General features: G+C 34.7%; 16 protein-coding genes. 7 read left to right on the plus strand and 9 right to left on the minus strand.

Features of this window, described 5'->3' with window-relative positions; genetic code table 11:
- Window positions 1-156: 156 nt before the first annotated feature.
- Window positions 157-1,434 carry a tyrosine-type recombinase/integrase gene (locus ACE3RB_RS18620; protein ID WP_374465584.1) on the plus strand — a complete coding sequence of 426 codons (1,278 nt, stop codon included), beginning with the start codon at window positions 157-159 and terminating at the stop codon, window positions 1,432-1,434.
- Between the two features lie 198 nt (window positions 1,435-1,632).
- Here ACE3RB_RS18620 and ACE3RB_RS18625 read toward each other — a convergent pair whose 3' ends face one another.
- The 3 genes from ACE3RB_RS18625 to ACE3RB_RS18635 form a co-directional block, all read right to left on the minus strand.
- Entirely contained in the window at window positions 1,633-2,031 is a 399-nt protein-coding gene (locus ACE3RB_RS18625; RefSeq protein WP_374465585.1) for a type II toxin-antitoxin system HicB family antitoxin, read from the minus strand.
- A gap of 69 nt (window positions 2,032-2,100) precedes the next feature.
- Window positions 2,101-2,277: a type II toxin-antitoxin system HicA family toxin gene (locus ACE3RB_RS18630; RefSeq protein WP_374465586.1), complete on the minus strand. Its 177-nt coding sequence runs from the start codon at window positions 2,275-2,277 to the stop codon at window positions 2,101-2,103.
- Between the two features lie 389 nt (window positions 2,278-2,666).
- Window positions 2,667-3,308, minus strand: coding sequence for an IS5 family transposase (locus ACE3RB_RS18635; protein WP_374465587.1), 642 nt, complete (start codon window positions 3,306-3,308; stop codon window positions 2,667-2,669).
- A gap of 365 nt (window positions 3,309-3,673) precedes the next feature.
- Between ACE3RB_RS18635 and ACE3RB_RS18640 the strand changes: the two genes are divergently transcribed.
- The 6 genes from ACE3RB_RS18640 to ACE3RB_RS18665 all read left to right on the plus strand — a co-directional run bounded on the left by ACE3RB_RS18640 (window position 3,674) and on the right by ACE3RB_RS18665 (window position 10,222).
- Window positions 3,674-4,288 carry a hypothetical protein gene (locus tag ACE3RB_RS18640; protein ID WP_374465588.1) on the plus strand — a complete coding sequence of 205 codons (615 nt, stop codon included), beginning with the start codon at window positions 3,674-3,676 and terminating at the stop codon, window positions 4,286-4,288.
- A 90-nt stretch (window positions 4,289-4,378) separates the two neighbouring features.
- On the plus strand, window positions 4,379-6,403 hold the full coding sequence (locus ACE3RB_RS18645) for an FISUMP domain-containing protein (RefSeq protein ID WP_374465589.1): 2,025 nt from the start codon (window positions 4,379-4,381) through the stop codon (window positions 6,401-6,403).
- A 72-nt stretch (window positions 6,404-6,475) separates the two neighbouring features.
- Window positions 6,476-6,940, plus strand: coding sequence for a hypothetical protein (locus tag ACE3RB_RS18650; protein WP_374465590.1), 465 nt, complete (start codon window positions 6,476-6,478; stop codon window positions 6,938-6,940).
- Complete coding sequence (locus ACE3RB_RS18655; RefSeq protein WP_374465591.1) at window positions 6,927-7,286, plus strand: four helix bundle protein; 360 nt, start codon at window positions 6,927-6,929, stop codon at window positions 7,284-7,286. Before ACE3RB_RS18650 ends, ACE3RB_RS18655 begins: the two co-directional genes overlap by 14 nt.
- Window positions 7,287-7,650: 364 nt before the next feature.
- Window positions 7,651-8,856 carry a reverse transcriptase/maturase family protein gene (locus ACE3RB_RS18660; protein ID WP_374465592.1) on the plus strand — a complete coding sequence of 402 codons (1,206 nt, stop codon included), beginning with the start codon at window positions 7,651-7,653 and terminating at the stop codon, window positions 8,854-8,856.
- Window positions 8,857-8,866: 10 nt separating this feature from the next.
- Window positions 8,867-10,222, plus strand: a complete 1,356-nt coding sequence (locus ACE3RB_RS18665; RefSeq protein ID WP_374465593.1) for a TlpA family protein disulfide reductase — start codon at window positions 8,867-8,869, stop codon at window positions 10,220-10,222.
- Between the two features lie 97 nt (window positions 10,223-10,319).
- On the opposite strand, the gene ACE3RB_RS18670 is transcribed toward ACE3RB_RS18665, so the two are convergent.
- From ACE3RB_RS18670 to ACE3RB_RS18695, 6 genes are all read right to left on the minus strand, one after another.
- Window positions 10,320-10,691 carry a hypothetical protein gene (locus ACE3RB_RS18670; protein ID WP_374465594.1) on the minus strand — a complete coding sequence of 124 codons (372 nt, stop codon included), beginning with the start codon at window positions 10,689-10,691 and terminating at the stop codon, window positions 10,320-10,322.
- Window positions 10,663-11,148, minus strand: coding sequence for a hypothetical protein (locus tag ACE3RB_RS18675; RefSeq protein WP_374465595.1), 486 nt, complete (start codon window positions 11,146-11,148; stop codon window positions 10,663-10,665). The genes ACE3RB_RS18670 and ACE3RB_RS18675 overlap by 29 nt, the downstream gene beginning before the upstream one ends.
- A gap of 1 nt (window position 11,149) precedes the next feature.
- Window positions 11,150-11,485 (minus strand): hypothetical protein, encoded by a 336-nt coding sequence (locus ACE3RB_RS18680; RefSeq protein ID WP_374465596.1) that lies wholly within the window; start codon window positions 11,483-11,485, stop codon window positions 11,150-11,152.
- A complete protein-coding gene (locus ACE3RB_RS18685) occupies window positions 11,482-11,958 on the minus strand; it encodes a hypothetical protein (RefSeq protein WP_374465597.1) in 477 nt (158 codons plus the stop codon). The genes ACE3RB_RS18680 and ACE3RB_RS18685 overlap by 4 nt, the downstream gene beginning before the upstream one ends.
- Window positions 11,959-11,960: 2 nt before the next feature.
- Window positions 11,961-13,565: a hypothetical protein gene (locus ACE3RB_RS18690; RefSeq protein WP_374465598.1), complete on the minus strand. Its 1,605-nt coding sequence runs from the start codon at window positions 13,563-13,565 to the stop codon at window positions 11,961-11,963.
- Between the two features lies 1 nt (window position 13,566).
- On the minus strand, window positions 13,567-14,231 hold a 665-nt coding region (locus ACE3RB_RS18695; RefSeq protein WP_374465599.1), incomplete at its 5' end, for a phage tail protein.

Below are 14,231 nucleotides of genomic sequence, written 5' to 3' on the forward strand. Positions count from 1 at the left end.
AAGTCTTATCTTTGGTAAGGAAGAGGTCACGGGTTCAAGTCCCGTAGTTGGCTCTAGGCGGAAAGCCTTTCCCACATTGGGTTTTCCGCTTTTTATTTAAATACATTTTAGCATTGCAGTTTACAAACGTTAATAAAATCGTTAATAAACAAAGCAATGAAACGCAGCAAAATTCTACTTCCGAATGGATGCTCTTGTAGTACTCCTTCGGTGTTTCCGAAAGACTGGAAGACAGCCGGAAAAAAATCTCTAAAATTAACATGGAAAATTCAGTATTATTTTCATGACCCTTTATTCAAAGATAAATACCCTTATGGTCGTCTTACTATTGTTAAGGGCATGAATGAATATAAGGATATTGAAGATAGGCGAAATGCCACTAAAATTCTATTAGAAAATGAATTAAAAACTTTAAAAGAAGGTTATAATCCTATTCAAAAAAAATCTATTGCAGTAATAGAGGATTCCCAATATATTGAACTATCTCCGGACACTCTGTTTATTAAAGCCTTGGAAATTGCATATAATAAAATTACTGCATCACCAATTCATTTAAAACAAGTCAAACAATGTATAGCTCGATTAAGACCTTTTTTTGAAAGATTAAAATATGATGAGCTGAAAATATCTGAAGTAAAAATTTGGCATGTCAAAAATGCCTTTGAAAATGCTAAATTAACACCTTCTGTTTATAATAAATATAGAAGTGTTATGATGAGCTTATTCAAAGAACTCATTCAATATGGTTGTATTGACCATAACCCATGCAGAGAAATATCCAAGCAGAAAACAACTGTAATAATCCGAGAAACTCTTTCAGATTCAAAATACCAAATAGTCCACGATTATATAAAAGAGAATTACCCTGATTTCTTTCGATATTTTAAGATATTTTTTCTTTCAGGAGCTAGAACATCAGAATTAATGAGATTGCAGAAAAAAGACGTTAATTTAATTCAACAGGAATATAAAGTCATTATTAGGAAGGGAAGACAATATACAGAAACTATAAAAGTTATTCTTCCTGATGCGATTCCTTATTGGCGGGAAATCTTATCTATGTGTAAATCTGAAAATGATTATCTTTTTTCCAAAGGTTTGGTTCCGGGAAAGGATCCAATACAGCCATATCAAATTACTAAACGTTGGTATAGACTAATAAAGCAGTCGGATAATATAAAAGATGAAAACGGAAATATTATAAAGGTTACGGAAGATTTCTATGCTCTGAAGCATTTGTTCTTAGATATATTAGATGGATTTAAACCTGACCCATTAGCACCGGATTATATCGCTATACCGGATATTAATCTTGCAAAGACAGCAGCCAGTCATCGAACAGAGTCTATTACAAATGTTTACACTGTAGGAAAGAAAAAGAGGGAAAATGAGGCTTTAAAACAAGTGAGACTTGGGATTGGTGAACGTTCTTAACGGACTAAAATAGCTTCATGTAAGCATGTTTACCATATTTCATATCTTTGTTATTAATTAATGGAAAAAATATTGATCCTTGATATTGAAACAACAGGATTTCTACAAGAGGGAGGTAAAATTGACAAAAAATAAAAGAGGCTGATCTTTTGGGACAGCCTCAAATTGCAATAGGTGAGTAAAAGTGTTGAATTAATACTAAAGTTCTATTGCTAATAATTCTTTACCTAATTTGTGTAAACCTTCTTCAATTTTCTTTCTTTGGGCTGCTCTGGGTTTTTTCAACCCTTTTGAATATTGGTGAACAAGGGTTTGATTAATCCCTGTTAATCTTTCAATGGCAGGATTTGAAAATACACCTTTATAATATTGAAATAAACTTTCAACATCAAAATGATATGCAATATCATAATCACCTAATAAGATTTTCGGTATATTTTTTTCAGAATTGTTTTCTTTTAAAATTCTGATCGCTTCCAATGCTGAATTTTTTGCTTCTTCAACAGTATCTCCACCGCCGTAAATACCCTCAACGTTTTCAGCGTATGAAGAATACATATCTGCTGATTTTTCGATGATGATTTTAATAGTTTTCATATAATGCTACTTTGTAATACTTCTTAATGCTCCGAATAACAATCTAACGTTTTCAAAGATAAGGGCCATTTAAAGCCCCATTTCTTTGATGATTTTCTTTTCAAGACCTTTACCGACTTCTTTAGCTCCGTGATAAGGAACTGGATAAGTACGACCGTCTTTTTCATAAATGTAGTGGCTTCCATCTGTTCTTCTGTGAATCCATCCATTCTTTTTAACCTTTCGGTGTAATTCGCTTGATTTCATAGAAAGTTTTTCTGTATTAATCCAACATTACAAAGGTATAGAATAATCTACCTTTTTGCAAGTTTTTGAGCAACTATTTTTCAATATTTAATACATTTTTGAAAGCTGAATTAATTTCAGCCAATTCTCAACACCTAATGAGATAGATTCATCATCATGTGTAATACATATCCAATTATCTTGTGGATCATAAGAAATGAATTGGTCACCTTGCTTTTCGGTATCATCAAATAGCTTCACGTTTTTACTTTGCTCAGAGCCTGTTTAAATTTTGTTCAACAATAATTTTATAGCATATAACTTGGTCCTGTTTTCGGAAGACTCATGCAGTAGTTCATAGTTCCTACAAAGTCTTCTGTCATTATCAAATCAAGCAAAAGTTCTTTCTATTACCCAGGTTTACTTACGGGTTTAAACTCTTTTTTAGCTTGTTTGTCTTTATCCCGACTTACCACCTTTACAAGGTATGAATAAAGGCTATAAGCTTTATCTAGAAAATCTCCTCTATAGCCTGCATCAGCCAGAATACACATGAAATTCATCAGCTCTTCCCTGAGTAATCTAAGCAAAAGCAATCCAGCCTTACTATCATGAATATTGGCTACACAAACCATCACAGCGATTAAAAATCCATTCTTATCCACCAGCACATGGCGTTTTATTCCTTTTATTTTCTTATTTCCATCTACGCCATGAAGATCTCTATTATTGCCCCAGCGTACACTTTGGCTATCCATTATTCCTAAGGAGGCTTCTGCTCGCTGACCCTTTTTTATACGAACTTTCATTCGTAGCTTTTCTAGGATTAAGTCAAAATATCCCAACTCTGTCCAACGGATATAATAGTAATAAACTAATTGCCATTTGGGGAAATCTTTAGGAAGCATACGCCACTGGCAATCTGTTTTTATCAAATACATTAAGGCGTTCCAAATCAAAAGAAGAGGATGTTTTCTCTTTCTCTCTTTTAGGTTCATCGTTTTCTTTATATATTGCCACTGGTTTTCAGTTAAATCGGTTGGGTATTTCATTATTTTTTTTCAAATATCCAACCTCTGAAAGCCTCTTAACAAAATTTTCTAGTAAAATTTAAACAGGCTCTTATTTTAAAATGCGTAGGGTTATGACATTTTATTTAAAAAGGCTTTTAATTTACTAAATTAACACATCTACTTAGCTATGCGCAAATATGTTTAATCAACAATAAAAGCTGTTTGTGTTTTTTAACGTTGTTTTGTCATTTAATATCGCGGTTAAGTGATGAAATCACCTTTCTTTGCAACATTAAAATCTTAATGAAAACATTATTTGGAAGCAATTTAAGATTCAGAGTATAGTTGAACTATTTTTTACTGTTACTATTCTGGATATATCTTAGGAAAGAATTTATTTAAAAATGACATCACATATAATGTTATCCCTTAAATATTATATTATATTATATTATATTATATTAATTCCCTTTAAGTTTCTTCTTAAAAACAAGAGGGGATATTCATTATATTTTATTTTTCTCTTTAGCTTTTTTCATTCACAGATTAGTGATACAAGCAATTCTATATTTATAGGTCAGGAGTCTAGGATTTATGTTACTTCAGATACGGATAATTTCGTGTATGTTTATTCAGGAAATGAAAAGTCCACTCATTTAAACACCCATACTTCTTATAAGACTCCAAAAAAAGAGAATCAATTACCTGTTTCAAGAGAAACAAGCAAAGATTTAACAACTTCTTCTGAAAGAATAGATGATAGGGGTTGGGGTATCCCACCATTAGAACCTTCCCGTTTTTTACTGTCTCATACAGGCTCAGGATATTCGATAATCCCATTTAGCTCATATAACTTCAAAATGCTTTTTACGGATACTTCACAAAAAGTATTGAGTAGTAGTTTAATTTTCTCAGAGTGTGTAAAACACAAATTATCATATAGTATTTCTTATTATTTTGAAATTTTTCTTCCATTTTTATCCAGGCCTCCCCCTGTATTGTTTGGTCTAATAGCGTAGCTAATTGCTACAATCTTATTTCTAAAAGAGGCACCAACTATATTAAATATAATATTTAGGTTGTGCTCAATAAAATAATACAAAAAAAATATGATTAAAAATTTAAATATAAAAAAACAGCTGTTGACATTATTTGCAATAACAACAGTCTCAATAGCCTATGGGCAGGTGGGTATAAACAACACTTCCCCTAAAGCAACCTTAGATGTGACTGCTAAAAACACCGACGGAAGTACTCCTGAGGGATTAATTGCTCCCCGTCTTACAGGAGATCAGATTCAGGCAGCTAATGCGCAGTATGGACCTAACCAAGCAGGTACTATTGTTTATGCTACCTCTGCTGTTACAACTCCTGGCCCAACTACTCAAAATATTACCGCTGCCGGCTATTACTATTTTGATGGATCTACTTGGCTAATTATAGGAACTCCTCCAAATATTACTTCTAATATTTATAATAATGATGGAGCTCTTACTGGAAATCGCCAAGTAGATTTGGCTAGTAATACCCTTGGATTTACAGGAGGAAATGTAGGCGTTGGAATTGCCATTCCTGATACCTCTGCGATATTGGACGTGACTAGTACTACGCAAGGTTTTGCTCCGCCAAGAGTCACTAAAGCACAAAGAGATGCCATTCTCTCTCCTATATCCGGACTTATAGTTTACTGTACAGACTGTAGTGGAACTATAGTAGCTCCTACGGGGTGTTTGTCACAAAACTTAGGAAATCCAACCACTCCAAATTGGACTTGTGTTGGATCTACAACATCAGCTAGTGTTGTTGTTTCAGATTGTACAGGATTTTCAGGTAGTTATACAGGAGGAGTTCCTTTATCAGGAGCAAACTATAAATTGACAATCACCAATAATTCATTTTCTTCAGCGACCATTAATTTTGCTGCAGGCGATTTAGTATTAAGCGGGATTACAGGTCTTACTGTAGGAACTCCAACATTTAGTGGGGGTACGGTGGCAGGAAGTAATGTGACGCTAGTTACTGGACAAACTGTTGTGGTGACTTATCCTATTACGGGAACACCAGCGGCTGATGGTTTCCTTACTGGAACATGGACAAAATTATCCCTAAATTGTACTAATACCCAATTAGTAGGTAAGGGATCAGCAACCTTTACACTCCCTCAGAATCTCTATGTAGCTTCTGTAGATCTAGGAGGAACAGGAGATGTACAAGGGGTTGTAGATAATGGAACCAATAAGTTCACCATTAACGTACCTTATACAGCAGGAAAAGGAACTTATGATGCTTATCAGGGTCCTTGGATTCAAAATGAATCTGGAACCGGTCAGGGAGGAGATGCTAATAAATTTAGGATTTCTTATCCAGCTGGAATACTTAGTGCTTCAGGGACTCTCCCAGTAACTATTGAGGTTGATGGTGATGGAAGCTTCAATGCTCTTAAACTTTCTCCTGGAACTACAATGGTATTAGCAACCTTACCATTTAGCATTAATGGCGATCCTGCTGTTGGGAATATTATTTTAAATATCGTTACCTGCGGTGCATTTACTGCTCCTGGGGTGTTTAAGGCCTTTATGTGTCATAATCTAGGTGCAGATACAAATGCAGATCCATTCCAGCCTGCGGCAGCAATACATGGCGCTAAATACCAATGGGGTGCTCAGACTAATGAAGCGGGAAGATATATCTCTCAAGCCACTGATCAAAGCAATAGTGGATTAATTGCAGGATGGAATACTTCTGCACTTCCAAATGGAACATGGTCTGATACGAGTAAAACAGCTCAGGATCCTTGTCCTTCAGGATATAGGGTGCCTACGTCTGCGCAGTGGAATCAGGTGATTAATTCTAGTAATAACATAATCACTCGTACAGGTACTTGGACTATTAGCTCTACGAATTACAGTAGTGGAATGAAACTTGGAAATACCTTATTTCTGCCTGCTGCGGGGTACCGCAACTTCGCGAATGGTACGCTCTACGGTCGTGGTAACTACGGCCACTATTGGAGTAGTACCCAGAGTACCAACGCGTACGCGGGCAATCTGTACTTCGCTAGCAGTGGCGCAGGAATCGACAGCAACGGCAGCTACCGTTCATACGGGTTCAGTGTGCGCTGTATTTCAGAATAAATTCTATTAATTTTATAATTTATCTATTTCGGCGGCATTTTATACCGCCGAAATTTTATTAGACAAACTGAAATGAAAATAGTAGAAATTATAGCCCAGGAAGATTATAGTACGATACAGTTGTACAAACAGGGTGTTTTTTGGGTGGCTTATGAGCAAAGCGCCTATGCGGTATGGAAAATAACAAATTATAGACCAAGCAAAAAATACATTAAATGTATTGGGGAATATGTAGTAAGTCTGGGCTTTCCTGATGCCGCTTTGGAGAACCTGAAGTGGAAAAAGACAACATCTATTTTAGAAAACGCTGAAAAGTATAAACGTCTTCTATCTTTTTTTCAAATAGATAAAGATGAATTTGAACAGTGGAAAAAAAGTCTTAATTTGGCTGAAAAAAAAGAAAACAACAAAGAAATAAACCGTATTGAAGAAGCAATAAAGAATTTTCCTTTGGAAACGAAAACGGCTATTGAAGCTTTCTTGTTTATAGAAGAATTACAGAAAAATATAAAAAATCATAATAATGGCCTTATATGATCTACTTCCCGTTTATAAAGTAAGTTATGACTTACTTCTGCAATTATATCATATTTCTAAAAATATGGAGCGTGATTATAAATTTACATTAGGCGAGAAAATTAAAAATGAAAGTACTGAACTTATCATTAATATTTACAAGGCCAATACAAAAGAAGATAAAATAGACCTTCTAGAAAAAGCAAAAACAAATATTGAAGTAATAAGACTTCTGATAAGGGTGTATAAAGACTTGAAACAGATTTCATTAAAAGATTTTATATCAGTGTCAGAAAAAATAGAAAATACCAGTAAACAAATAAATGCTTGGTATACACAACAAAAAAAGATAAAAGCATCTACATAGACCAGAGTTCTGTATATAAAATATTTTATTCAGGAGAGTGTCAGCCAAGTTCAGTAGAATGCCTATAAGGGTAAAAACGTCTTGAATGTGAAAAAATAGAGATGTACTAATAGGCAAAAATAAAAATTCTACAATCATTGCCTGCTGCGGGGTACCGCAACAACACGAATGGTACGCTCAACAATCGTGGTAACAACGGCAACTATTGGAGTAGTACCCAGAATACCAACACGAACGCGAACAATCTGAACTTCACTAGCAGTAACGCAGGAATCAACAACAACAACAACAACCGTACAAACGGATTCAGTGTGCGCTGTATTTCAGCACTTGGCGGTAGATGTTATTTTCATAAAAATCAATAATGGAACTAAAGAACAATATATTTCAGGCTTATTATGAAGCGAGAAAGAATAAGAGGCACACTCGCAATCAATTATTATTCGAAATAGAGTATGAAAGTAAGCTTTTAGCACTTTATTCCGAAATAAAAAATGGCACCTACAAAGTAGGAAAGAGTATTGCTTTTATAGTGGAGGAACCTGTAAAAAGAGAAATATTTGCTGCAGATTTCAGAGACAGAATTGTACATCATTTATTATTTATGTATATAAACCCTATCTTAGAATCAGCTTTTATAGAAGATAGTTATAGCTGTCGGAAGGGGAGAGGGACGCTTTTCGGAATTCAAAGAGCTTATGAATATCTGTCGAAAGTATCTCATAATTTTACCAGAAATGCCTACATTCTTAAGTTAGACATACAGGGGTATTTTATGAATATTAACAAAAATATTTTGTTAAGCAAGCTTCGTACAACGATTACCTCTCAAAAGTATATAGAAAGTAGAAGGAAAATATCTGATGATAATTTGGATGGAATTCTAGATTATGACGCTATGTTTAACCTTTTAGAACTCGTCATAAAAAACGATCCTACAAATAATTGCTTTATAAAAGGGAGCCTATCAGACTGGGAAGAGTTGCCAGAATCAAAAAGTCTTTTTAAGGCTTCACCACATTGTGGGCTTCCTATAGGAAACCTTACATCACAGCTTTTTAGTAATGTATACCTAAACGACTTTGATCATTATATAAAGGAATCTTTAGGCTTAGAATACTATGGAAGATATGTAGATGACTTTTATATTTTCCATTCAGACAAAAATTATTTAAAGTATATTTTATCTGAATGTAAGAAGTTTCTTTTACAAGAAGGTCTTGAGATTCATCCCAAAAAAATATATCTACAACATTATGCGAAAGGCTTTCAGTTTTTGGGAGTTTATATCAAGCCGCACAGAATATATATAGGAAAAAGAACAGCCGGCAAATTTAAAAAAATGATATACGCTTATAAAAAACAGACAGAGGAGAATCAACATTATTCTGCGGAAGATTTACGAAAAATGAGAGCTGTATTAAATTCTTATTTAGGGCTTATGTCACATTATAAGACGTATCGTTTACGATATAATCTAATATTTAAAAAGGCTCCTAATGTCTTTGATCAATATGGTTTTTTTAGCAATGATTTAAAAAAAATAGTACTCTATCCAAACCTAAATTAAAAAATTGTTTATGAAAAAAATAGTATATTTCATTACCCTATGCCTGAGCGCTTGGTCTCTAACCCTTCAAGCACAAAATATTCATATGCATTTCCCGCATTTTGCCGGAAAATCCTATGACTTTATTATTTTTCAGGGAGATAAACAAAAAACAGTAGTCCAAGGAACGATACCTGAAGATGGAAAGTTTTCTCTTACAATTCCGAAGGAATATGCTCCATATACAGGTATGAGCCGGTGGCTTATCACTAATTCTCAGGAAGGAGGGGGCCTAGATATGGTTATTCCGGGGAAAGATTTCTCAGTAAGTTGCCTTGAAAAGCAGCCTAATGATATCAATATCACCTATCAAGGGAATGATCAAATAAATGAGCTTAATGATCTCTATAAAAAACAGCAATTAATTCTTATGCGCCACGAATCTATGCTGCAGGCTACGAAAGCTTTTTCAAAAGAAGATAAAAGCTATACCCTTTTTGAAGAAAAATATAAAGAGCAAATAAGCTTTTATAAAAAATTTCAGGATAGACTCAGTAAGAATTCAGATTATGCCCAAAAGTTTCTGCAGATTGTTAACCTTACGCAAGGATTAGGTACCCAACTCGAAGATACAGAAGAAAAGAAAGCCAGAAATATAGCTCAATATATGACCCAGCAAATGGATTGGAATGCTCTTTATACCTCTGGACATTGGACTAATATTATTTCTTCATGGGTAAGTATCCATACCCAAGTATTAAATAATCCTTTCCAGTTTGTCGAGGATTTTGCTAAAATTAGTAGGCTAATTTTAGATAAAAATAGGTATGCTGATTTTGCGGGAAGGACTGCTTATTTTCTAAATGAACAAGGAAAAGACACCTATATTAATGCTATTGCTCCTTTAGTGATTAGTTCTGGAAAAATTACAAGCTATGAAGGTTCGTTAGCTCTTTATCAAAAGGGAACTGTGGGGCAAATAGCTCCTGACTTGATAGTTAAAGATTCAACCAATTCCAGTACAGTAATTAGCTTAAAGGATTATCCCACCCAGAAAAATTATGATAAAACATTACTTCTTTTTTATGCATCTGGTTGTGGTCCTTGTGAAAACCTTTTACAACAAATGCCTATGTATTATAGCCAGATACAATCAAAAGGTATTCATATGATCTCTATCTCAGCCGATAAAGATGAAGGAGTCTTTAAAGAAAAAGCAAAAGATTTTAAATGGAAGGATGTTTACTGTGATTACAAAGGGATACAAGGAGAAAATTTTAAAAACTATGCAGTATCAGGCACCCCGACTCTTATTTTAATAGATAATAAAGGAAAAATAGAATTAAGAACTGCTGAAATTAAAGAAATACTAGATTTTATTAAATAGTCCACTTTTGAATATTTGATTATATGAGAAAAGATCGGTTTTAACCGGTCTTTTTCTTTCGTTATACATGGAAGTGCATCAAGAAATGTGGAACAATTTATACGCTATGACAGAAGGTTTCAGTTTTATATATTGTCTGCGTTTGGTATTTAATATGATTGATATATCGATGATGGAGAATAGTTTCCTCCTTCTTTTCCGAAAGTTCGACATCCGCGGTTCCGGAGAAAATAAGATCTCCATATTGAAATTGATATGGAAGACCATTAGACGTAATTTTTAACCCTTTATTCAAAAGAAAATTTCTAATATCGGTAACTGCTTCAGTATTATTTTGTAAAGAAGCTGATTGCTGAAAGCTGGTATTCCCTTCCGATGAGGTTTCTTGTTTTTCTTTGGAAGTTTTTTTCTGCCGAGAACCACAAGAGATTATTAATAAACTAATTATCAGTAGTATTGCTTTGTTCATTTTCTTCTTTATCTTTTTTTGTATTTAAATATTCATGTACTTCTCGTGCTATTTGTTCTATATCAGTTCTATTTTTTGCAATAGTTGTGATAAGTGCTCCGGCTTCGTGAAAACGCTGCTTATCTTCAGCTTTTTCGTAAATAGATTTTAATTCAATAAGACTTAACCCGATTGATCCTAATAGCGTGATGAATGGAAAGAATATTAAATTATAATTATGAAATTCATTGAGATACCAAATACAGGTCATATGCATAGAATCTATGACCATCAATGCGAACATGACGTTGTAATATCTGCCAAACTTTTCAACAGTTCTTTTAAAACCATAACTTGACCTTGCAACTCCGTTTTTTTTGGCTTTTCTTACACCACTCCATAAATCCGCCATAACAATAAGAAAAACCTCAATGTTAAGTCCGAATAATATCCAAATTATTATAAATATTTTTTCCATTTTATATTTCTAATATTGATTTTTTACAATGATCTTTATCGATTAGGTTGAGAACCCAAGTGAGAACTTTTCCTGCTTTACTAAGAGTTCCGTCTCTTTCATTTTTACCTAGAGCTGAGGAAATTGTTTCCTCAGGATTTCCGAATTGATAACCTGATTCTGTTTTTAATGTACAATTCCATAAGGTTCTGAACTCACGGTTACCAAACTTATCTATATTGATTGCTGAGGTTCGGAAATATCCCTTTGCATGGTCTTTACTTTTAAACAGTACTACTATATAGTTTAAAATTGTTAAAGGCAACAAAAGAATATATGCTATTAAAAATAAAATCATAGCTTATTTAATTCTTCAATTTTAGTCTCTACAAAACCTGCCAAATACCCTTGAATGAGTTGCAGAAAACTGATTTTGTTGTTTTTCATCAACCATATCATGTATTTGAAACTTGAAACTTTTACGTTGTCCTTTGTAATTTTATCAATAGGTTCAATCAAGGGAAGTTCAATAGTATTATTCTGCTCATCACGCAAAAAGCTCCATGTTTCTTTATAGACAACCCACTCTGGAGCTGGAAGCGAAATGTTAATTTCTTCACCTGTTTCTTTATCCTTTAAAACCTGTTCATAAATAAAGTTTACAAATTCCTGCCTTGATTTGGCATCTATATCCAACACTCGAATACTTCTATTAAATTGTGGAAGTTTTGGATGTTCAGGAAGAGGTAATTCTGATAGATATAACTCAACGTTTTCAATATCATTAATTAAAGCCTGTATTTGGGCTGGTATTTTTAAATGTTCGTTCATGATTAAAATTTATATAGTTCCACAATGTTTGCTGAAATTCCGGTAGCTGCAACCGTATTCTGATTATACATACCAAAGGCAATAGCTCCGGTATATCCAGTTTTAGTGTATAATAAGGTTTGATTATTATAAGTAATAATAATAGTCCAACTTCCACCTCTTCTCATGAATATTACTGATAATCCAAAAGGGCTTGGAATATTATGAGATAATGAATTCGGGGAATTGTCTGGAAAAAATATTGTGAATGGATACCAGTATCTTTGTTGTGCCCTTACATTAACAACAGTTTGGTTTAATAGGTCAACGGTACTCGCTGAATTAACCAAACCGACAAGATGTGTCATTGATCCGTTTGCATTGGTAACGGTAGATGTACTTCCCGTAATTTCAACGGTCATATAGAAATCTTCATCGGCGCCCACCAGTTCGTTTGTTTTTCTCGCTGCCACAAAGGAAGAATCATCCGCCATGGCTTTTACATTAGGATCAGAATTATAGCTGACTGTAGAGCCCGATTCTGTGATAACAGGCGAGGTAGTGTTGTTGTAAATCTTTCGTGACCATGTAATGTTATTTAAATCAACACTCATAACCTGTGTAACCACACTTATTGTAAAGCTGGTTAAATACCACACCAAACCATTCCACAACCTGATTTTATATTGCCCTACCGGAAGATTTTTGAAATTGTAATAGAATGTGAGATCAATTCCATTGGTATAGAGCTGTACCTGAGATCCGGGAATCTCAGCGACTACTGTTACAGTAGCTGCCGAAGCACTGTCTCCGGTACATAGTTCAACTTTAAAGCTAGTAGGGGGTAGATTTAGATTAACTCCTTTGAGATTGATCCAGTAAGGCTTATCTGTACTATCTACTATTGGAGGAGAAATGATTGCAACACTCATTGTTCCGGTACTCCAGCCTCCATTCATTGCGGTTTTCCAGGTGTTTTTCTCAGCTTCTGTAAGCAGTGAAGGTAAAGCGGTAAAGGCAGCTTTACCGTTGGATTTTGCAACTCTTCCGGCTGAATTTTGAGTTAACAAGGTGTTGAATGTAGCGTCATTTGAAACATCAGAGAGTCCGGTAATTGAGTAATAGAATCCGGAGGTATTTACTGTCCAATTTGCACCTAACGTTAATCCGGCATTCACAACGGATGTCAACGCAGAATTAGCAACATTTTTCCCCAGATCACCCGCTAACATCCTTCTGACGCTATTATTATCATCAAAGATGTAGGCGTATTTAAAAGTAGCATCTGGTGCGGTGATTGATGTTGTTGTTTTATCAACTTTATTTCCTAAAGCCACTTGAGTTGCAGTAGATACCGGTTTATTGGTGTCCGAAGTATTATCAACGTTTCCTAATCCTATTTGAGATTTATTTGTATTATGTGGGTTTGCCTGATTGTTAATGTGAGTTTGCAATCTTTGCTCCTGATTGGCAATACTTTGCTCTACTTCCGTTTTATCGGCTTTTGCGGTGTTAATATCATCTGTCATGAAATGTAAAACCTCTCTGACTTTTTCAGCCGTAATTTCTCTGGCCTGATTGTCTTTGATGTTTAGGTTGATCTTATTTTTTATATTCGTTGTATCCATCTTAAAATCTTATATAAGGTGTTAAGGCTATGTTTTGGGGTCTTGTTTCATAGGTTCCTGCTTCCTGGGTTTCAGTATTTCTCCATTTGAAGTTATTTGCTCCACCATTAAATCCTCCTCCCAGCAGTGCAAATCCATCATAGGGATGAACATCGGTAATGAGGTGTTTGTGCTTTTTTAAAGCATCTGCCTGGAAAGATCCATCCTGAATATTTGCTGAATTTCTATCCAGGTCTATTCCTCTTCCCCCGTCCAGTCCACGAATGAAAAGCCCTCGTAAATCCGGTACCCTGAAAGTAGAAGTACCATTTCCTGAAGAAAAATACCCGCTGTTTAAACCACTGCCATTAAGCCACTGGGAGTCTGTAACGATCTTGGAATATTTGCTGACCATTTGCCAAAGTCTTGGGAAATCCGCTCGGTTAACAAGAGTGCCGTTTGCCGGGAGAGAGAAAGATTGCGGGGTATATCCATAGCGTACTTCGCCAATGTTTTCCAGATGAATATTTCCACCGATGAGATAGAGTTTACCTCCGTAGAATGCTGCTGAAAAGCTTTCTCCGCCATGTAACCACAAATCTGTTTTAAACTCATCATCGGGAGTTGCTTCTATGGGGATTCCGGTTTCTATTTTTACGGCATTTCTGTTTGTCCCCAGTGCGGTGA

Origin of the sequence: Chryseobacterium sp. (assembly GCF_041914225.1) — a bacterium.
Taxonomy (GTDB): Bacteria; Bacteroidota; Bacteroidia; order Flavobacteriales; family Weeksellaceae; genus Chryseobacterium.